Below are 19,229 nucleotides of genomic sequence, written 5' to 3'. Positions count from 1 at the left end.
GGCCCGACTACTGATCATCCCGGCTTCGCGCTGCCCAGGCTGCCGCGCCGCGTCTGCCCGGCCCGTCGCGCGGAGGCATCCGGGCGTGGGTACCGACGCCGGCTGCCCCCGCCGGTGGCGGACCGGACGGCCACCGCGTTGGCCGTCACGACCATGGCGATGCCGAGCCACTCGTGCGGCCGGAGCACCTGACCGAGCAGCACGAGACCGGCGAGCGCCGCCAGCACCGGGTGGACGCTCATGAAGACGCCGAAGAACCGGGCCGGCACGGTGCGCAGCGCGACGAGGTCGGCCGCGTACGGCACCACCGAGGCGAGGACACCGGCGGCGACGGCGAACAGCAGCGCGGTGCCGACCAGCCGTCCCTGGGCCAGCAGCACCGCCGCGACCGGCAGGGCGAGCAGCGCGGAGACCAGGCTCGCCGCGGCCGTGGCCTGCAACCCCGGCAGCCGGGCCCCGACGAGCCGGTTGAGCAGGATGTACGACGCCCAGCACGCCGCCGCGAGCAGACCCAGCGCCACCCCGAACAGGTCGCTGGCCGGGCCCGGCAGGACCAGCACGTAGACGCCGAGGCAGGCGCCGAGGGCGCAGAGCAGGTCACGGCGGGTCCGGGAGCCGGCCAGCGCGACGGCGAGCGGGCCGAGGAACTCCAAGGTGACGGCCAGGCCGAGGCCGATCCGGTCGACCGCGCTGTAGAGGCTGAGGTTCATCGTGGCGAAGACCACCCCGAGCAGCAGCGTCGGCCACCACTGCGCCCAGGTGAACCGGCGCAGGTCGGGTCGTACGGTCGGCAGCAGCACCGCCGCCGCGACGAGTTGCCGCACGGCCACCACCCCGGCGGGCCCGATGGCACCGAAGGCGTGCGCTCCCAGCGCCGCCCCGACCTGGTTGCTCGCCGCGCTGCCGGTCATCGTGACGATCCCGCGCAGCAGCGGTCCCCGGCCGACACCGGCCACCGGGCCGTCGCTCGGGGTGACGTCGTCGCGCCGTACTGTCCCCACCGTCATGAGGGCAGTGTCGAGCGCCCCGACTGATACCGGAAATGCATCAGCCGGTCCACCTATACGCTGAGCGTATGGATGTGCAGCTCCGGCAACTCCGTACGCTGGTCGCGGTGGTCGACGCCGGCACGTTCACCGACGCGGCGAGGGTCCTGGGGGTCTCCCAGGCGGCGGTCTCCCGGTCGATCGGCGCGTTGGAGGCCACGCTCGGCACCCGGCTGCTCCAGCGGACCACCCGACACGTCTCGCTCACCGGCACCGGTACCCGGGTCCTCGCCGCCGCGCGCCGGGTCCTCGACGACGTCGCCCACCTGCACCGGATCGTCGAGGAGTCCCGCGCCGAGCTGCGCTTCGGCTACGCCTGGGCGGCGTTGGGCAAGCACACCCGACGGCTGCAACGCGCCTGGGCCGCCGCCCACCCGCAGGTGCCGTTGATGTTCGTGCACTGCAACACGCCGACCGCCGGGCTCAGCGAGGGCAGCGCCGACGTCGCCGTGGTCCGGCGGCAGCTCACCGACCCCCGTTTCGACAGCGCGCTGCTCGGGACGGAGTCCCGCTACGCCGCCGTGGCCACCGACAACCCGCTGGCCCGGCGACGGTCGGTACGCGTCGCCGACCTGGTCCGGTACCCGTTCGCCATCGACAGTCGCACCGGCACCACCACCCCCGCGTTGTTCCCGCCGGGTGCGGCACCCGACACGATCCGCACCACGCACAGCGTCGACGAGTGGCTCACCCTGATCGCGGCCGGTCAGGCGGTCGGCATCACCTCGGAGGCCACCGCCAACCAGAATCCGCGCCCCGGGGTGGCGTACCGGGCCGTCCGCGACACCCCGCCGATCCCGGTCTGGTTGGCCTGGTGGAAGGACGACCCGCCGGCCCACCTCACCGAGCTGGTCACCCTGGCCTGCGAGGCGTACCGCAGCGGCCGACCCACGCCGGAGCAGGCCGGGTAGCCCTCAGGAGCCGGGCGGCGGGAGCGGCAGCTCGACGGGGGACGCCTCGTCGACCCGCGTGGCGGAGTGCGCCGGCGGACGCATGTCGGTGCGCGGCAGCCGGCTGTGCAGACGCCCGCCGGTCGGGTCCGTCCGCCCGGACACCTCGCAGGTCACCATCAGGATCGGCGGCGGCGGCGCGGTGAACCGGCCGGCACCCCACCGCACCCACAGCGGTACGCGCCCGGCGTCGGCCTCGGCGCGCAGCTTGTCCCAGGTACGCCGCCGGGTGCCGTGGTCGACCTCGACGACGACCGGTGGCCCGTCCGGGCGGGCACACGCCACGTCCAGGACCGACTGCCGGTCCGACATCGGCGGCGGCAACGGCACCACGCTGGGCGCGCGCCGATAGACCCGCCAGCCCCGCTCCCCCGCCCAGCGCACGACCTCGTCGATCAGCCGGGCGGTGACCTGGTCGACGGTCAGGTCGGTGAAGGTGACCGCGTCGAGCCGGACCGCCAACGACGCCGCCACCCGTTCCGCGTCGACAGCCACCGCCGCAGGGTAGCGGTCGCGCCCGACGCGCCGCACCGGCGGCCCGGTGCCCGGACGGACTGTCAGCACATCGGCGGCCCGGTGCCCGGACGGCGAGCGGCCCGGCGTCACCGATCCGACGGACCGCCGCGTCGACCCTGGAGGAAGGCGATGACACACCAGACGACGAATCCGAGCAGCGCCACGGTGATCACCACAGCGGTGAGGTGCCAGGGCTTCACGTGGTCCTCCTCTGTCGCCGACCGTTCGACACACAGTAGTCGTCGCCGTCCACCCAGTACACGCGGATCACTGCTCGACGGCCGCCGGGCGGTAGGTGGCCTGGTTGCCGCCCGCGCGTTTGGCCGCGTACATGGCGCGGTCGGCCTGGGCGAGGGCGTCGCCGACCGCGTACGCGGGTCCGCTGGCCACGCCGACGCTGACCCGGGCACGCCACACCGCCATCCCGGCCACCGCGTCCACGGCCCGCTGGGCGACCTTCGTGCCGTCGGCGGTGTCGGCGTCGGGCAGGATCGCGACGAACTCGTCGCCGCCGAGCCGGGCCACGAAGTCGCCCTTGCGGACGCTGGCGGTGAGCACCTGCGCGACGGCCCGCAGCACCTCGTCGCCGGCCGCGTGGCCGAGCGAGTCGTTGATGTGCTTGAACCGGTCGATGTCGACCGCCAGCACCGCCACCAGCCGGTCGGCGGGGCTGCCGGAGGCGGCCAGGGTCCGCAGGAAGACGTCGAGTCCCCGGCGGTTGGCCACGCCGGTGAGCGGGTCGGTCTGCGCCGCCCGTTCGGCCTGCTCGTGCTGCCACCGCAACACGTCGTACGACTGCATGGTCATCGCGGTGTGCAGCCAGCGGTGCCGTTGCCGCCAGAGCAGTTCGGCCAGCGCGTCACCGTAGGTGAGCCCCGGTACGGCGTCCGACGAGCCGTTGATGGTCAGCAGCACCGCGTGCGTCCGGTGCAGGGCCGCCGAGATCAGCCAGTCGGTCTCGACCGGCAGGGCGGACACCGCCCGCTGGATGACCCGTAGCGCCTCACCCGGTCGCCCCGAGCGGCGCAACGCGACGGCGTGGAACGGCCGACACAGCAACAGTTCCTGCTGTTGGCGTAGGCCGGATTCCTCCAGCAGGGCCGCGTACCGGGGAATGTCGGTCGCCGCACCGGCCGGGTCCTGGCGATCGGCGCGAGCGCAGGCGGCATAGAGCAGCGCCAGCAGCCGCCACACCCGCGCCTGGGGGCCGGACGCCTCGGCCGCCGCGCGGGTGGCGTGCGCCTCGGCGGTGGTGGTGTGCCCCTCCGCCACCGCGACCTGGCCCACCTGGTACAACTCCAGCGCCCACAGCAGGTTGAGTTCGGCGAGGTTGCACAGCCACATGGCCCGGTTCCCGTTGTCCGGGTAGTCCGGGTGTCGCGTCGTCTCGTACGCCGCCTCGAACTGCGGTGCGGCCAACTCGTAGAGCCGCAGTTGCGCGTAGCCGATAGCGATGCCGGTATGCGCGTTGCCCATGATCACCGGGTCGGGTTCGTCGACGAGCAGGGCGGTCTCGGCACTGACCAGGTCCCGCAGGACCGTCTCCACGTCGTACTCGGAGATGTCCTTGTCACCGACGCGCAGCCGCCGGGTGGCGCGCAGCGACAGCGCGCACGACCGCCATCCGGCGCTGCCCTCGCGGTCCGCAGCAGCCAGCATCAGATCGGCGGCGGCGACGGCGGCCCGCAGCTCACCGAGCCGGGTCAGCGCCACGATCCGGGCGAAGTGCAGTGCCGCCGGTCCGTCGGCGATCTCGCCGGTGGCCTCGCGCAGCGACGTCTCGGCGGTCGCCAGCGTCTGGGCGGCGGCGCCGGTCTGGGCCTCCTCGACGAGTCGCAGCGCCCGGAGGGTCACATCGTCCATGCGGTCCTCCGCACCGCCCAGGAAAGAAACAGGACGATGCTACGACATGAATCCGCCGTGACGTTTCGCCGCCGGTCGGTGTGTGATCACAGCAGGCCGGTCGGATCGGGTGTCGTTCGAGGTCATCCGGTCTGGTGGTGTTCGGTTTCGGTTGGCACGGTTGCTGTGCTTCGTTGCTGCGTGTCCGGCGGCTGTCGGGTCCAGCCGACGAAGCGGCGGTGCAGGGTGCCGGATGGTGCCCAGGGCATGTCCTCGGCGGCCTGGACAAGGTAGGCCCCGAGGTAGAGGGCCAGCGACACCGGCGCGTCCGCGTACTCCGCACGCAGCTCGCGCCGCCGCGTCGGACACGGCCACGGCAGGTCGCAGCCCCCGCAACTCCAGATCGGCATGACCGGACCATGGGCGGTCACCGCACACCGCCCAGAAACCAGCCGTCGCGTCCTCGAAGGTGATCCGCCAGGATCGCCAGCTCCGCTCCGCTGGTCACCGCTCACCGACCCCGGGCCAGTGGCCACGCTCGATCGGGATTCGGTGCTGGGCCTGGCAGGGCAAGTCGGCTCCGCACCGGCAAACCCGCCGCCATCGCCGCCAACACCAGACCGGCCGATGCCGGCGGGCGAGGGTCAGAGCCGTGGCCGACAGATACTCGTCGTACGAGATGCGCCGCTTGGACAAGGCATCCCCGCCCGACGCTGGGTGCGGTGGTACGCCTCGCGCGAGATCCAACAACCGTCGTCGGGCGGCCTCCTGCTCCATCGCCTGGATGCGTTCTCCGATGCCGGTAGCCGCCGACGGCGATGACGGGAAGAACCTGCTGACAGCTCGCTTAAGGAGTCCAATGTTCACCGTCACGTGGCCGGTCCTCCGTTCTCAGGACATGGCGGGGCACCTGCTGATGTGCCTCGTCCGCGCCCGGCTTCAGTGAGGTCCAGCGTCACGCCGGACACGCCCACCGAGCCAGAGGGTGAGCGTCCGCTAACCAGGTGTGCTGTCCGCTGGTGGTCGCCGCCCAGGTGCGTACTCGATGCACGCCTCCCGCAACGTCGCCGCCTCTGGCGCTCCCGACTGCTCCACCTTCGCCAGCAACTCCGCAGCCCGCCACCAGTTCGACGGCACCACCCGCCCGGACGCCACCGCCTGTGCCCCCAGAGCCACCGCCTCGTCCGGCTGACCGGCAGCGACCAGGGCAAGACCAAGGTCGAGACGGGCCGACGCGGACCGGCGCGGTCGCGCTCCCCCATCACCGGACGGATCCAGGTCGGCCAGCACCGCCCGCGCTACCTGCTCGGCACCGGGGTCACCCGCCCACGCCAAAGTCGTGGCCGTATACGCGGCGGCCTTGGCCGGGTCGTAGCGATAGTGGTGCTCGGCTCGCTCAGGAACAGGCAGGTTCGCCGTCAGCCGCTCCACCCGGTCCAACACTCGTCGGGTCGCACCGACATCCCCGATCCGAGCCCACGCACGAGCCTCCTGAGCAGTCGCCTGGATGCGGGCAGAACTCCCCTTCGGAGCGATCCGCTGTGCCTGACGGGAAAGATCAAGCGCCGTCCGGTAGTCACCTTGAGTCAGCACGTCCCAGGCGCGGGTTTCGAGACACCATGCCTGGATCTCGCCATGCTCCGCGTGTTCGGCGAGATCACGGGCGGCTCGCAAGTGGGCAGCCGCAGCGGCCCTCTGCCGCAGGTCGATGTGCACGGTCGCCCGCAGCACCGCCAACCAGCCACCGGCAACCAGCAGCCGCCGCTGTTGAGCAAGCGTGACCCGCCCGTCCAACAACCGCCCCACGTAGGCGAGATGCCGCCGCACCAACGGCAGAAGATCCGCCGGAGCCATCGTCGGATAGAGACTGGCAAGATCATCGACGCCCTGCTCGATCCGATCGATCACGTCTCCGCTGACATCACTGGCGGCGATTCTCGCCCGCAACTCGCCAGCCTCAGCCGCGTGGTCGATCGGTGCACCCACCAACCGAGCAAGCACACCCCCCGCGTCGAGAACGCGGTCCAGGTGACGAGCCGTGTCGACGGTCGGAGCCTTGAGCCCCGCCTCCAACTCGTGCAGATGGCTCTTACTCCGATGGGCGAGTTGCCCGAGGGAACGAAGCGACAGACCGTGCCGCTCCCGAAACTCACGCAGGGCTACACCGAAGCGCGGGTCGACGGACGAAGCCATAGCGCCGCTCCAAGCTCAAGAGGCCACGCGACCTCAACGGTCACCACCTCGTCGGACGGTACCCCGACACGTCGCGCGTGGAGGACCCCTCGCGTGCAAGTTCTGGGCGTCCGTCCGGCGGGGTCCGTCAGCGTCCGCGACCTGTAGTCCGCTGCCGTGCTTCCGGCGGCTTTCGGGTCCAGCCGACGAAGCGGCGGTGCAGGGTGCCGGATGGTGCCCAGGGCATGTCCTCGGCGGCCTGGACAAGGTTAGGCGCCGGGTGCCCACGGTTGGCTGGCCGGACAGTGTGTCCACGCGTCGGGTCACCGGATGCCCTCCGGTCGGCGTGTGCTGGCTGATTCGTCATCGCCCTGGCAGCGCCGCAGTTGCCTCGCCTGGTCGAGGAGACGCTGCTGCGCCGCCGCCTGCTCCACGTCCTGATAGCGCTGTCCGGTTCCGGGCGGTGGCGGCGGCTGAGGTCGCCGAAACAGCCACCGGATCAACGCGCGCAGTTCAGACCAGGTCGCCACAGACTCGCCCCCTCGATCGCGCAACAGGGGGCGGACGAGACTCCGTCCGGCCCTATCGGGTCTCAGGCAGGCACACAGGCTCGCCGCCGCCAGTGACGGAAACGCTACGAGGGGTCACCGGCTGAGGGAGGGAGAGTTTGTACCTGAGGGACGGTTACCCGATCATGCCGATGGCGAGGGCCAACTCTCGGGCGTCCTCACCGACCGTGCCCGGCCGGTTCGACAGTTCCAGGGCGACAGTGCGGGCGTACGGGTTGTGGCGCACCGTGTCGACGCTCTCCCGCAGCGCCCGTCCGAGCAGGTGGACCGCCGCGACCTCCCCACGGTCCAACATGTGCGCCCGAGCGGCATCGATCAGCGCGGCAGCCCGGCGGGTCTGCGAAGGCAACGCCCGGTAGTCGGTGGCGTCGGCCCGCCGCACCGCCTCCCCCGTGCGACACAGGTCCGTCTCGATGGTGACCGCGTACGCCGCACACGCCGCCGATCCGAACATCAGCCACGGGTGGACGTACCCACCACCGAGCCGTCTCGCGGCCGAGTCGGCGGCATCCCACGCCCGCCACGCTCGACCGGCTCGGCCAGCCTTGCTGTGTCCCAGCGCGATGCCGAGTTGCACCTGCCCCCACCGCGCCAACTGCTCACCACCCGCCGCCGGATCGACCAGACCCGCCGCCTCGACCAGCACCTGCTCGGCGACATCCACCTGGTTAGCGCCCCGATAGACGTGCGCGTAGTACCAGGCCGCCACCGCCATCGCCGCCGGATCGTCGGCCTCCTGAGCGGCCGACATCGCCCGGTCGGCGGCAAGCCACACCAACTCCGGCAACGGTTGGTGCGCCAGGTACAACTGCACCAGGTGATACACCCGCGCCAACTCCACCAACGCCAGCCGACGGTCCCCACCACCGAGCATTCGGGCACTCCGCCGCGCATCCGTCAGCAACCCCGGAAGCACCGCCGCCACCGCCGAACGCTCGGTCGTCGACCGATGCCACAAGGCCCACGCCTGATCCACGAGATCACGCATCACGACAACCGGCGTCACCGCGCCCACCGGCACCGACGCCCGCTGCATCACCGCCGCCACCTTGCCGACCTCGGAATGCCCCGCCCTGGTCACCGACGCCACCGGCAACGACTGGTCACCGGTCAGATCCGCAAGATCGGAAATGTCGAGCACCTCGGCCAGCCGCAGCAGCATGGGCAGGCGTGGCGGCAGCAGCCGACCATTCTCCAACGCCTTGGCCCACTCCGCGCTACGCCCCACCAACCCGCCGAGAACGGGCCGAGTCTTCCCCGCACGCTCGCGATACATCCGAAGGCGCGCACCGAAGGTCGCGGAATCGCTCATCGTCGTCTCCCAGGTAGCGGTCTGGGCAGCGGACCACCAGCCACTACCCCGGCAGACCACCACAGTCGACGGTACCCCCGCCCACCCCGCCGACGCGGCCTTTACCACGACGTTAGTGCCGCAACCGCCAGGCGAGCGGCCTCGACCTTCGCCACACCACGAACCCCATGGGCCGCGCTCGCTGCGGCCTCACCTCGACCGGTTGCTGTCAGCACTGACCAAGGTCACGCTCGATCCGGGATCGAGTGGCATGCCCGCGCTTCCGCAACCACTCGATCCCTGATCGAGTACGACCTTGAGGCCGGCGGTCCGGCCGCCGTGGTTCAGCGGTTCGGGCTGGTCACCTCGACGGTGCCGAGGTTCGGTGCCAGGGCCCGGGCCACCTCCTCGGCGGCGGCCTGGTCTTCGGGCCGCGTCAGGACGATGCTGACCCGGTCGACCCGCAGGGTTGCCCGGACCATCGGATACCTGCCGACGACCGCCCGGAACGCGGCGATCGCCTCCACCGGGACCGCCCCGTCCGCGCCGGTCTCCACGGAGACGGCCGGGTCGACGCCACGGTCGGTGGAGATCAGCACCGTCGTGACGCCGGTCAGCGTGCCGTGTCGGCCGCCGCCGGTGGTCAGGTCGTCGAAGAGGTCCATCGCGCCGACGACGTTGGGCGCGGTGCCGACGATGCGCCATCGGTCGACGTCGGCCCGGGACGGGCGCGAGATGTGGGCCGACGTCACCCGGGAGTCGGTGCTCATCGACCGCCACAACGACACCACCTCGTCGGTGCGGGCGCTGTCGGGGACGACGGTGAAGGTGATGTCGCCGACGGTGATCTTGCCCGAGACGTCGTCGCGGCCGGCGACGTACTGTCGCAGTTCGCCCGCCAGCTCGCTGACCCGGTCGGCCGAGGTGCCCTCCTGCACGGTCAGGGTGCCGGTCGACGTGCCGAAGAAGGGCAGGGTGTTCTCCTCGGTCGCCTGGACGCTCGCCACGTCGGGCGTACCGGCCCAGTCGGCCTCGAAGTCGGCGGCCAGGGCGCTGCCCTTGTTGACGGCGCAACCGGACAACAGGGTCAGACCGAGCACGAACGCGAAGCCGGTCCGGAGTCTGCGCTCAGCCATGCGTCGTCACCGGGACCGGCGGCACGGCGGAAAGACGATCACGATTCACGCCTCCTTCCTAGCACGTGCCGTCGAGCCCGCCACGGTGCTGACCTGCCGATCCCCACCCGCAGAACGTCAGGAGGCGGCCCGGACCACCCCGTGGTCACTGCTCGCGCGGCCGGTATCGCGGGCGAAACGCAGTAGCGCGGTGAAGGCCAGCGCCGCCGTGACCGCGCCGCCGACGAGGCGTACCCGGTGCCCGGCGACGAACTCGGCGGCGACCTGACGCAGGTACTCCGGCGAGTGCGTGCCGACCGGGTCCACGAACATGATCTCGTTGCGTGGCCAGAAGAAGGCCGCCGAGAAGAGGAACTCGCAGATCACGAAGACCGCCGTCGCGGACGCCACCCACCAGCGCAGCCGCCGGTCGCGCCAGGTGAGCACCGTGGCGGCGAGACTGCCGAGGATCACCGAGGCGCCCAGCGGCGGGAAGTAGTCGCTGGGTCCGCTGACCACCAGGAACTCGCGGGCGCGCAGCAGCGACGCCGGGGCATCGTCGAAGATGTTCGGATAGAGCATGACCGTCTCGGCGGCGACACCGCCGAAGGACATCATCGCCGCCCACACGAGCGCGACGAGCACGATCCAGGTCAGTCGGGTACGGGTCACGACGGGCACCTCCTGGCGCGACGGCGCCCGGACCGGGCGCGCTGACGTCGTCTCCCATGCTGGGTCCGGCGGCCCGCACCGTCTGCCGCCCGCAGGCGCGGTCCGGGTCACCCGTGGGCGTACCCGTGCGGTGTTTTCGACGCGCGTCGGTGACGGTCCGGGTCGACGCGCGCACGACGACGCCCCGTCGGCGCGGAGCGACCCGCACCGACGAGGCGTCGTCACCGGACGCGGCCTACCGGGTGATGGTGACCGTCGCCTTGCGGAAGTTGTTGCGCTTGTCGTTCTTCGTCGGGTCGTAGCCCTTCTCGACGTTGCCCGCCGTGTCCACCGAGAACCAGTGGAACGTGGTCGTCTCGGTCACGCGGAACACCTGACCCGGCTCCCGGAACTCGGTCGCCTGGTAGCGCGGCGAGTCCAGGGTGGGACGGCTGCCGTCGGTCGTGTAGTAGATGGTGGCCGGTTCGCTGGTCTCGAACCGGACGTCCACCGGGCCCGCGTACCGGCCGCCGCCGGGCACGAGCGTCGACGTCGGCTTCTTCTTGTCCTTGCCCCAGTCCGCCGCGATCCGGAACATCTCCATGATCCCGTTGGCGTACTCCATCGTCTCGGCGTGCCCGCTGACCAGCTCGGGGTTACCCACCCACGGTGGCTGGAACGAGCCGCCCTGCCAGTTGCCGGTGGCCGGGTTGTAGATCGAGCCGCCGACCTCCCAGCCGAACGAGTAGATGCCGTACGTGTGGTAGAGGTCCTCGCGGACGTTGCCCGCCGAGGAGTAGAGGACGTCCGAGGAACCGCCGACGTTCTGCGGCGTCACCACGGTCTGCCGGTGCGCCTTGACCTGCGACAGGATCCGCGCCGCCGACTGCCAGTAGAACGCCTCGTCACCGAGCGGCGGCCGGGGCGTGGTGATCCGCCCGTTCGCGATGTACGCGCCGGGCTGCCAGAACAACTGGCCGCCGTTGGAGTGCACGGACATCATGAACTTGATGTTCGAGTACTTCTCGACCAGCCAGATGACGTTCTTCGACTCGGGCTCGGACAGCTTCTCCGGCCCCTGGAACGTGTCGCTGACGCAACTGGTCGAGCCGCCCGCGTACCCGTCGTGGCCCGAACCGACCCGGTAGTTGCGGTTCAGGTCCACGCCCCAGGCGTTGCGGCGGGCCGGGTCGGCGTTGTCGTCCGCGCAGTGGTTGGTCATGTTGCGGCGCTGCGAGGCGAAGTTGTAGAAGCTGTAGTTCGCGCCGTCCGGGTTGTTGGAGAGGATCAGGAAGACGTCGGTGTTGTCGACGATCTTCTTCGTCTCCTTGTCGGTGCGGTAGTTGTGCACCAGCCGTTCGGCCGTCTCCAGCGTGGTCGTCGGCGGCACCCACTCGCGGGCGTGGTCCTGCGCCTGGATCAGCACGCCCGGGTTGCGGCCGTCGCGGTGCTTGCCGATCCGCAGCACCGGGATGGTGGCGGGGCCGCGCGGCACCTCACCCTCCGGCGCGCCGACCCGCTTCTGGTCGAGGAAGTCGGTCAGCGCCACCGGGCCGGTGGTCGCCGCCACGACGCCGGTTCCGGCGTTGCTGCGGTACGGGTGCGACCGGTCGATCAGCCCCTGCGACCGGGTACGCAACGCCTGCGCCACCTCGGCGGCCGTGCTCGCCGCCGCACCGGTGGCGTCGGTGCCCAGCAGGACACGTACCGCCGTGCCGGTCACCTCGACGGTGAGCGGGAGGTTCTCCCCCGACTGGTGCGCGAACTCGACGGTGACGTCGTTGCCGCCCTCGTGCCCCCACGCCGCCGTGCTGACCACCACCGCCGACTGTCCGGTGCCGCCGATCGTGGCCTGCGCCTTGCGCTGGTAGCCGTTGGTGCGGTGCGGCAGGTAGACGATCTCGGCGATCTGCGGGTACTCGCGGGCGATCTCCTCGGCCCGCGCGAAGAGCTGCTGCGGGTGCCGGTAGCCGTCGACGAAGTCCGACCGGTAGCCGGGGTTCGCGGTCAGCGGCGGGGCACCGTCCTCCAGCCAGTTCGAGACCGGACCGGTGACCACGCCACCGGTCGAACTGGTCACCCGGATCTGGTCCGGACGGGTGTCGAGTTTGAACAGGTTCCGGTGGAACATGTACTGCCCGGAGTCGACGAACCGGCTCATCGTCCGGGCGAAGCCGAACTCGGTGCCCCGGCCCGAGTCGTTCTCCACCTGCATTCCGACGATCGGCGTGGTCTGCTGGCCCTGCGTGGTGCGCGCCTCGACGTACAGGAAGCCCTGGCCCTTGGTGGTGAACCAGTCGGCGCGGGCGATCCGGACCGCGTTGTCCTCTCCGGCCGCCGCCAGGGTGCGGGCCGCGACGGCCGACAGGCCCCCGTCGGCCTCGTCGCTCCACTCGAAGCCCTCGTCGTCGGCGAGGATCCGTACGCCCATCGCCTCCAGCGCGGTGCGCTCCCGGGCGGTCACCGCCGCCTCGCCCTCGATGCCGTCCGGCACCCGGGTGAGGCCGTGCTCGATGTCGAACCCTGCGGCGACCACCTTGTCCAACATGTCGGCGCCGGTCAACTGGATGCGGACGTGGTCGACGTGGTCGGGTTCGTCGAGACGGATGTCGGTCGGACCATCCGTGCCGGCGGGCACCGCGCCCACCGGCACGGGTGATGCCGCCGCCATGAGAACTCCGCCCACCAGGGCGGGCAGCGCGAAGAGCGCGAGGCGCAGTCGTGTGCGTCGCATCTCCCCTCCTCCTGCTTGTGGCGTGTCACGCACGTCCATCGGTTGCCGTCAAACTAGCCGCGGCGACGGAGGTCGATAGATCTTGAGCTGCGCGGTTGAGGAAACCTTGAGGATTCCGCACACCGGACGGTGCGTGAGGAGGGGTCCCCTGCTATGCACGAGGCGTTAGCCGGGGACCCCTCCTTTCGGCGATCGGCGGCCCGGCCCCGGCTCAGCGCGACAGGTGCCGGGCGAGTTCGGTGCGGTTGCGGACGCCGAGCTTGCGATAGATGTTGCCGAGGTGGAACTCGACGGTCTTGGCCGACACCGCCAGCAGCCGGGCCGCCTCCTGGTTGCTCAGTCCGTCGGCGACAGCACCGGCCACCCTGGTCTCCATCGCGGTCAGCCGGACCTCCGCCTCGGCACCGGCCGGTCGACCGCGCCCGGTCGACGGCCCCGACGCCGGCGGCCACGGCGGACCCACCGGCCCGGCGGTGACCGCGTCCAGGTCCACGGCGACGCGGGCGAGCAGGCCCGCCGCACCGGTCGCCGCGTACTCGCTGCTGGCCAGTTCGAGCAGCCGGATCGCGTCGACCCGCCGGCCGAGGCGCGCGTGCTGGGCGCCGAGCAGCCAGGCCAGCCGGGCCCGGGAGAGCCGCTCCACCGGCCGGTTGAGTCCGGCGAGCGCCTGTTCCAGCCAGCCCATCGCCGCCGGGTCCGCCGGGTCGGCGATCCAGGCCCGCCAGGCCGGTAGGGCGGGCGCACCCGGCCACTCCAGCGGCGGGTCCGCGATGGCGGCGAGTACGGCCTGCGCGGCGGCGGCGTCCCCGCCCAGCGCGTGGTGGGTGGCGAGTTCCCACCGGTGCTCGAAGACCAGCCCGGAGTTGCTGCCGACCGCCGAGTCGACCAGCCGCCCCACCACGCCGACCCACGCCTCGACGTCGCCCGAGGCCAGGTGCAGCGCGGCGGCGCACTCGGCGATGTGGAACCCGACCCAGGCCGACCCCGAGCGGGCCGCCAGCACCCGCGCCTCGTCCAGACAGCGCCGCGCCTGCGCCAGGTCACCGCAGAGCGCCTCGCACTTGGCCAGCCACGACACGATCTCGGCCTGGAGGTCGAGCCGCCCCGCCTCGACCGCGTACGCCTGGGCGCGGCGCAGCGTCGCCCGGCCGCGCAGCAGGTCACCGGACCAGGCGTCGCCCATCCCGAGCATGGTGGTGAACCGGGCCCGCCGGGCCGGGTCGGCCGCTTCGTCGTCGGACACCCAGCGCTCGACGAGGGCGGCGAATCTCGGGCGCACCTGGTCGGGTCGCAGCGCGCTCAACGTGGCGATCATCGCGCACTCCAGAAGGAGCGGATCGTCGTGCAGCCCGGCGCTGGTGAAGAGGCGCAACGCGTCGTCGGTCTCCCGGGGCGCGATCCGCCGCCCGGTCCGGGCGCCCACCGCGCAGCCGACGGCGTGGTGCAGGAACTCGACCTCGGGACGGGGCGGGTGGGTTCGCAGCCGCGCCAGCCGCCGGACGATCGGCGGCAGGACGGTCGGGTCGGCGGTCCGGGACACCGCGACGAACGCCTCCGCCACCAGCCGGGCGGCGGTCACCGGGTCGGCGGCCCGGTCGGCGGCGGCCAGCAGTCGGTCGGCGTCCTCCGGCCGATGGCCGCACCGGTCGATGTCCACGTCCGTCACCTTCGTCGTACCAGCGCAGCAGCCACACCCTAGCTGGGGATCCTCCCAGGGTGCGGTGGACCCGGCGACTGATTGCCGACTCAGCGGCGGGAGAGCGTCCCGGCGGGTGCGACGGTACCGCTCATGATCCTTCGTAACCGCAAGAGAGTGGCGATGGTCGTCGCTCCGCTGTTCGCCATACCGCTGGCGGTGGCCGCCGGCAGCACCGCCGCCTCCGCCGTCGAGCCGTCCGAGCGCACGCGCCTGTCGTACGCCCGGATCTGCGACCCGACCGGCTGCTACCTGTCCTGGCGGGTGGTCGACAGCGACAAGGACGGCTTCAGCGACGCCGACGAGGTGGCGGCGGGCACCGACCCGTGGGACCCGGCGAGCCGGCCCAGCCTGGAGGTCGCCGCGGAACTGGCCTCGGTGAACAAACTGCCGTCCTTCGGGTACGGGCGGGGCAGCTTCATCGCGTTCCCGGCGGAGCTGATCAAACTCCGGGAGACCACCACCAACCTGCCCGCCCTGGGGGTCTTCGCGCTTCCGGTGCGGCAGGAGGCCTACACCCGGCTGGGCGTCGACCTGAAGCAGTTCGACGCGCTCAGACTCTCGGTGCAGCGCGACGGCGTGGCGATCGGCCGGGGCACCCGGTCGCAGGCCGTCGGCGAGCCGGGCAGCCCGCTGATCACGCCGTTCGAGTCGATGTTCGTCGAGTTCGAGCCGGGCGAGACGACGCACAGCCCGGCCGCGTACGGCGGGGTCGTGAAGACCGAGAAGCCGTGGTTCGGCGACTTCGACTACCGGCTGTTCTACGCCGACGGGTCGCGCGACGACGTCGAACTGGTGCCGGGCGGATCGGTGCGGAAACACGTCAACGCCGACGGGTCCGCAGGCAACACCATCTTCACCCAGTACGAGGAGCGCGGCCAGCCCGGCGACCTCTACACCGAACAGACCGTCACGGTCTTCGACTCGCACGGTCGCCTGGTCAGTGAGACCACCACCAAGAGCCACACCAAGAACGGCCAGTCGGACACCCACTCGGAGACGACCCTGCACCTCTACGACCAGAACGGGAAGAAGACGGGCACCGTCCATGTGGAGAGCGTCACCTACAACAGCTCGACCCACAGCTCCGGCAACCAGACCGTCACCACCTGCGACAACAGCGGCAACTGCGGCGACGGCATCCACACCCACTACGACTCCGACGACGACTCCGGCGGCGACCACGGCGACGACGACAGCGGCCACGGTGGCCAGGAGGGCGACCACGGGTACGTCAACCCCGACTACTCCGGCGACGTGGTCTCCGTGCTGACCGGCGCCGACGGCATCACCCGCTTCCTCGGCGCGAACATCACGCCGGTCCGCAACTGGACGCCGCCGTACGCCAACGGCACCATCCCGGAGAACAAGCTGAGCGGGATCATCTACGTCGACGACACCGCCAACGCGTACAACACGGTCTTCTCCGAGCCCCGGATCAGCGGGGCGCAGCCGGAGCACGTACCCGGCCTCTCCCAGCCCTGGATCGGCGCGCCGCCGCGGAACCCGGACGGCTGCAACGGTCTCTGCTGAGCACCTGACCGGGCGTCGTCGACTCGACGGCGCCCGGACAGTGCGGGCGCGGTCACTCGCCGTAGAGTGTCCTAGGAGGATAGCTGGATAGCATCGATATCCTTCACCGCATGGTCGCCGCCACGCTCCGCCGCCGCACCGCCGCCGGACTCCTCGCCAGCACGCTCGCTCTCACCGGGACGCTGCTGGCACCGGCCACCCCCGCGCTCGCCGCCGATCCCGCCTACCGCTCGCTGCGCACCGCCGCCAACCCGGACTGGATGCGCCGCCTGCCCGACTCCGCCGGTCTCGCCGCGCTCTCCCTGCCCGGCACCCACGACACCCTCTCCATCCACGGTGGAGCCTGGACCCAGACCCAGGAGAACCACGGCGACAGCGCCGCCACCCTCGCCGCCCAGCTCGACGCCGGGATCCGGGCGATCGACGTCCGGCTCCGGATCAACGGCGGCAACACCTTCACGGTGCACCACGGTGCCACCTACCAGCAGGCCAACTTCGACGACGTGCTGCGGGTGCTCGGCACCTTCCTGACCGCCCGCCCCAGCGAGACGGTGGTGATGCGGCTCAAGCACGAGTGCACCGGCGAGGTCGGCTCGTGCACCGACGCCACCGGTCAGCTCGGCTTCGCCGACATCTTCGACCGCTACCGGGCCGCCCGGCCGGGCCTGTTCTGGACGCCGTCGGTCGACCGGACCACGGGCGCCGCCGTACCCACCCTCGGTGCGGTGCGCGGCCGGGTCGTCCTCGCGGTGCTGCACGGCCCGCGTGGCGGCCGGTACGGCCAGTACGGGCTGGCGCAGTTCGCCGACTGGGGCCACGGCTCCTCCACCTACGTGCAGGACGACTACGACGTGCCGAACGTCGGGGCGATCGCCACCAAACGCGACCGGGTCCGCCGGCATCTCGACGCCACCAGTGCCGGCGACCCGACCCGGATGTACGTCAACTTCGCCAGCGGGTCCAGCGTCTTCGCCACCCCGGCCGCGGTGGCCGGTGGCGCGCTCGGCGTGCAGGGCGTCAACCCGTTCCTGCTGACGTACCTCAACGAGGGCCCGCAGGTGCACCCGCCGGTACGCCGTACCGGTCTGCTCATGCTCGACTTCCCCGGCGGCGGCCTGGTCGACCGGATCATCGCGGTCAACGCGTTCGGCTGAGTCGACGCTCCGGGGGCGGACCGCCCGCCCCTCCCCCCGGCACCTCCGGATCGGCCGGTGTGCCCGCCGCACCGGCACCGGCGGTGGGCCGTGCGGACGAAAGATCTTCGCTCCGGTGGCCCGGCTTGATCGTTGCGCCTATCGTCGGGCCCGGCCCGGGATCCGACGAGGCGAGGAGCACCATGACCAGCCCGGTACTCTCCGTGACGAAGCCCTCCGACCGACTGGGCACCGGTGCCCGCGTCGGCATCGGGCTCGTGCTGCTGCTTCCCGCCTTCCTCGCCCTGCTCTGGTCCTATCTGCTACCCACCGGGCTGGCGATCGCGCGGTCGACGACCCGGGACAACCTGCTCGGTCCAGCGACCGACGTCGGCGCCGAGCACTATCGACAGCGCTTCGAGCAGGGCGTCGTCGGCGAGTACCGGATGGCGCTGCTGTTGACGCTCGTGCCGCTCGTGCTGGCCCTGCTGGTCGCCCCGCTGCTGGCCCTGCTCGCCGACCGGGCCGGTCGCGGGCCCCGGCTCGCGGCCCGCGCCCTGCTGGCCGTGCCGGTCGCCGGGTACGCCCCGGTGGCGCTGCTGCTCGGCTGGCGTCTCGACCGCGTCGAGCCCCGAGCGGCCGTGGAAAGCCCGTACGCGACGCTCGTGGAACTGACCGCCGTCGGCAGCGCCGGGCTGGTCGTCGCCGTCGCCACCACCGCCTTCCTCGCCACGCTGCGCGGCCGTCGCCGCCCGGCCGACGCGCTGCCCGCGGCGGCGACCGTGGCCGGTCTGCTGGTGCTCGGCATCGTCGCGGCCACGTTGCAGAGCTTCGTGGCACCGTTGCTGGCCGCCAGCAACCGGGCCCAGTTCCCGCTGACGACCATCGTGGTGCAGTCCCTGGCCCGGATGGACGTGGGCCGTGGTTCTGCCGACGCGGTGCTGCTGCTCGCCGTCCTGGCCGTGCTGGGCCTGGCCGCGACGACCCTGCTGCTGGTCACCCGCGCCCGGATCGAGCTCGCCGACGCGGACGCCGGCAGCCGCACCCCGTCCACGCCGGCAGCAACCGTCGGGGCGGCTTGGCCCGCGTCCGACGCCACCGCCACACCGACCTGGCCGGCGTCCACCCCGCCGGACTCCGCAACGAGCGGGGGCAGCGATCCGACGAGCGGCGGCAGCGGCCCGGCCCGGATCGGGTTGGCCGTGGCGGGGGTGGTCGCCGTCGGCCTGATGCTGTGGGTGGCGTGGCCGTGGCTGCGTCGCAGCCTCCGGTTCACCAACGACCTCGGACCGGTGCCGGGCGCCGCTCTGTCCGACATGCTCATCTGGACCTGGCTGCCGACGCTGGTCGCGACGCTGGTCACGATCACCGTCGCGGTGGCCGGCGGCTTCGCCATCGGCGGGCTGCGCCCGCTGGGCCGGTTCAGTGAGCTGCTCCTACTGCCGTTCGCGCCGTGGCTCTTCGTCGGCACCGGGCCGCTCGCCGTCGAGTCCTACCTGCGTACCCGTGACTTCGACCAGGTCAACACCTTCCTGGGGGTGATCCCGCCCGGCTGGGTCAGCATCCCCGCGCTGTTCCTGTTCACGCTGCTGTTCCGTGGGTTGGAGCCACAGTGGCGGGCGGGTGGCGGGTTCGGCCGCACCATGCTCGCCCCGGCCGTACCGATGGTGCTGCTAGCCGGTCTGGTGACCTGGCTGGTCAGCTCCGGGCAACTGCTGTGGCCGTGGATCGTGGCACAGACCCCGAGCACCCGGACCGCACCGGTCGAGGCGCTGGCGCAGGGCACCACCGGCCGGGTCCCCACCGACGAGCTGGCCCTTGGCGCGCTGCTCCCGCTGCCGATGCTGCTGCTGTTCCTGGCCGCGCTGGTCGTGCTCCAGGTGCGCTACCTCGACCGGCTGGCGATCCGGGTCGGTCGGGCACCGGAGCGATCCTGACCGGCCCCGGCGGCGGGCGGGTGTGGCCGGCACGGGCGTCCGTG

The 19,229-nt window shown here is 72.1% G+C and carries 14 protein-coding genes; 4 read left to right on the top strand and 10 right to left on the bottom strand.

Annotation, left to right across the window (positions count from 1 at the left end; genetic code table 11):
* Positions 1 to 14 precede the first annotated feature (14 nt).
* Entirely contained in the window at positions 15 to 1,007 is a 993-nt protein-coding gene (locus tag ACQVFL_RS13355) for an EamA family transporter (RefSeq protein WP_396693770.1), read from the bottom strand.
* A 68-nt stretch (positions 1,008 to 1,075) separates the two neighbouring features.
* On the opposite strand from ACQVFL_RS13355, the gene ACQVFL_RS13350 reads away from it, so the two are divergent.
* Positions 1,076 to 1,957: a LysR family transcriptional regulator gene (locus tag ACQVFL_RS13350; protein ID WP_431729496.1), complete on the top strand. Its 882-nt coding sequence runs from the start codon at positions 1,076 to 1,078 to the stop codon at positions 1,955 to 1,957.
* 3 nt (positions 1,958 to 1,960) lie between these two features.
* On the opposite strand, the gene ACQVFL_RS13345 is transcribed toward ACQVFL_RS13350, so the two are convergent.
* From ACQVFL_RS13345 to ACQVFL_RS13305, 9 genes are all read right to left on the bottom strand, one after another.
* Positions 1,961 to 2,491 carry a hypothetical protein gene (locus tag ACQVFL_RS13345; RefSeq protein WP_396693774.1) on the bottom strand — a complete coding sequence of 177 codons (531 nt, stop codon included), beginning with the start codon at positions 2,489 to 2,491 and terminating at the stop codon, positions 1,961 to 1,963.
* Positions 2,492 to 2,779: 288 nt separating this feature from the next.
* Entirely contained in the window at positions 2,780 to 4,375 is a 1,596-nt protein-coding gene (locus tag ACQVFL_RS13340) for a diguanylate cyclase (RefSeq protein WP_431729495.1), read from the bottom strand.
* Between the two features lie 122 nt (positions 4,376 to 4,497).
* The gene (locus tag ACQVFL_RS13335) at positions 4,498 to 4,785 is read right to left on the bottom strand and encodes a hypothetical protein (protein ID WP_431729494.1); all 288 of its coding nucleotides are present in this window, start codon (positions 4,783 to 4,785) and stop codon (positions 4,498 to 4,500) included.
* Positions 4,786 to 5,350: 565 nt separating this feature from the next.
* A complete protein-coding gene (locus ACQVFL_RS13330) occupies positions 5,351 to 6,547 on the bottom strand; it encodes a helix-turn-helix domain-containing protein (RefSeq protein WP_431729493.1) in 1,197 nt (398 codons plus the stop codon).
* A 663-nt stretch (positions 6,548 to 7,210) separates the two neighbouring features.
* Positions 7,211 to 8,407, bottom strand: coding sequence for a helix-turn-helix domain-containing protein (locus ACQVFL_RS13325; protein WP_431729492.1), 1,197 nt, complete (start codon positions 8,405 to 8,407; stop codon positions 7,211 to 7,213).
* Between the two features lie 323 nt (positions 8,408 to 8,730).
* Positions 8,731 to 9,522: a hypothetical protein gene (locus ACQVFL_RS13320; protein ID WP_431729491.1), complete on the bottom strand. Its 792-nt coding sequence runs from the start codon at positions 9,520 to 9,522 to the stop codon at positions 8,731 to 8,733.
* A 117-nt stretch (positions 9,523 to 9,639) separates the two neighbouring features.
* Positions 9,640 to 10,173, bottom strand: coding sequence for a DUF1772 domain-containing protein (locus tag ACQVFL_RS13315; RefSeq protein ID WP_431729490.1), 534 nt, complete (start codon positions 10,171 to 10,173; stop codon positions 9,640 to 9,642).
* Between the two features lie 235 nt (positions 10,174 to 10,408).
* Positions 10,409 to 12,886 carry a M14 family zinc carboxypeptidase gene (locus tag ACQVFL_RS13310; RefSeq protein WP_396693785.1) on the bottom strand — a complete coding sequence of 826 codons (2,478 nt, stop codon included), beginning with the start codon at positions 12,884 to 12,886 and terminating at the stop codon, positions 10,409 to 10,411.
* A gap of 211 nt (positions 12,887 to 13,097) precedes the next feature.
* Positions 13,098 to 14,543: a helix-turn-helix transcriptional regulator gene (locus ACQVFL_RS13305; protein WP_431729489.1), complete on the bottom strand. Its 1,446-nt coding sequence runs from the start codon at positions 14,541 to 14,543 to the stop codon at positions 13,098 to 13,100.
* A gap of 132 nt (positions 14,544 to 14,675) precedes the next feature.
* Here ACQVFL_RS13305 and ACQVFL_RS13300 point away from each other — a divergent pair, with 132 nt between their 5' ends.
* From ACQVFL_RS13300 to ACQVFL_RS13290, 3 genes are all read left to right on the top strand, one after another.
* Positions 14,676 to 16,115: a thrombospondin type 3 repeat-containing protein gene (locus ACQVFL_RS13300; protein ID WP_431729488.1), complete on the top strand. Its 1,440-nt coding sequence runs from the start codon at positions 14,676 to 14,678 to the stop codon at positions 16,113 to 16,115.
* A 110-nt stretch (positions 16,116 to 16,225) separates the two neighbouring features.
* Positions 16,226 to 17,269 (top strand): phosphatidylinositol-specific phospholipase C, encoded by a 1,044-nt coding sequence (locus ACQVFL_RS13295; RefSeq protein WP_431729487.1) that lies wholly within the window; start codon positions 16,226 to 16,228, stop codon positions 17,267 to 17,269.
* 182 nt (positions 17,270 to 17,451) lie between these two features.
* Positions 17,452 to 19,185, top strand: coding sequence for a sugar ABC transporter permease (locus ACQVFL_RS13290; RefSeq protein WP_431729486.1), 1,734 nt, complete (start codon positions 17,452 to 17,454; stop codon positions 19,183 to 19,185).
* Positions 19,186 to 19,229: the final 44 nt, after the last annotated feature.

Source organism: Verrucosispora sp. TAA-831 (genome assembly GCF_050780145.1).
Classification (GTDB): Bacteria; Actinomycetota; Actinomycetes; order Mycobacteriales; family Micromonosporaceae; genus Micromonospora.
This window is presented reverse-complemented; position numbering and strand designations above follow the sequence as displayed.

Coding starts and splice junctions, on each gene's coding strand:
- ACQVFL_RS13350 (WP_431729496.1), top strand. CDS start 1,076: ATGGATGTGCAGCTCCGGCAACTCCGTACGCTGGTCGCGGTGGTCGAC.
- ACQVFL_RS13330 (WP_431729493.1), bottom strand. CDS start 6,547: ATGGCTTCGTCCGTCGACCCGCGCTTCGGTGTAGCCCTGCGTGAGTTT.
- ACQVFL_RS13325 (WP_431729492.1), bottom strand. CDS start 8,407: ATGAGCGATTCCGCGACCTTCGGTGCGCGCCTTCGGATGTATCGCGAG.
- ACQVFL_RS13310 (WP_396693785.1), bottom strand. CDS start 12,886: ATGCGACGCACACGACTGCGCCTCGCGCTCTTCGCGCTGCCCGCCCTG.
- ACQVFL_RS13290 (WP_431729486.1), top strand. CDS start 17,452: ATGACCAGCCCGGTACTCTCCGTGACGAAGCCCTCCGACCGACTGGGC.
- ACQVFL_RS13300 (WP_431729488.1), top strand. CDS start 14,676: ATGATCCTTCGTAACCGCAAGAGAGTGGCGATGGTCGTCGCTCCGCTG.
- ACQVFL_RS13355 (WP_396693770.1), bottom strand. CDS start 1,007: ATGACGGTGGGGACAGTACGGCGCGACGACGTCACCCCGAGCGACGGC.
- ACQVFL_RS13320 (WP_431729491.1), bottom strand. CDS start 9,522: ATGGCTGAGCGCAGACTCCGGACCGGCTTCGCGTTCGTGCTCGGTCTG.
- ACQVFL_RS13295 (WP_431729487.1), top strand. CDS start 16,226: ATGGTCGCCGCCACGCTCCGCCGCCGCACCGCCGCCGGACTCCTCGCC.
- ACQVFL_RS13340 (WP_431729495.1), bottom strand. CDS start 4,375: ATGGACGATGTGACCCTCCGGGCGCTGCGACTCGTCGAGGAGGCCCAG.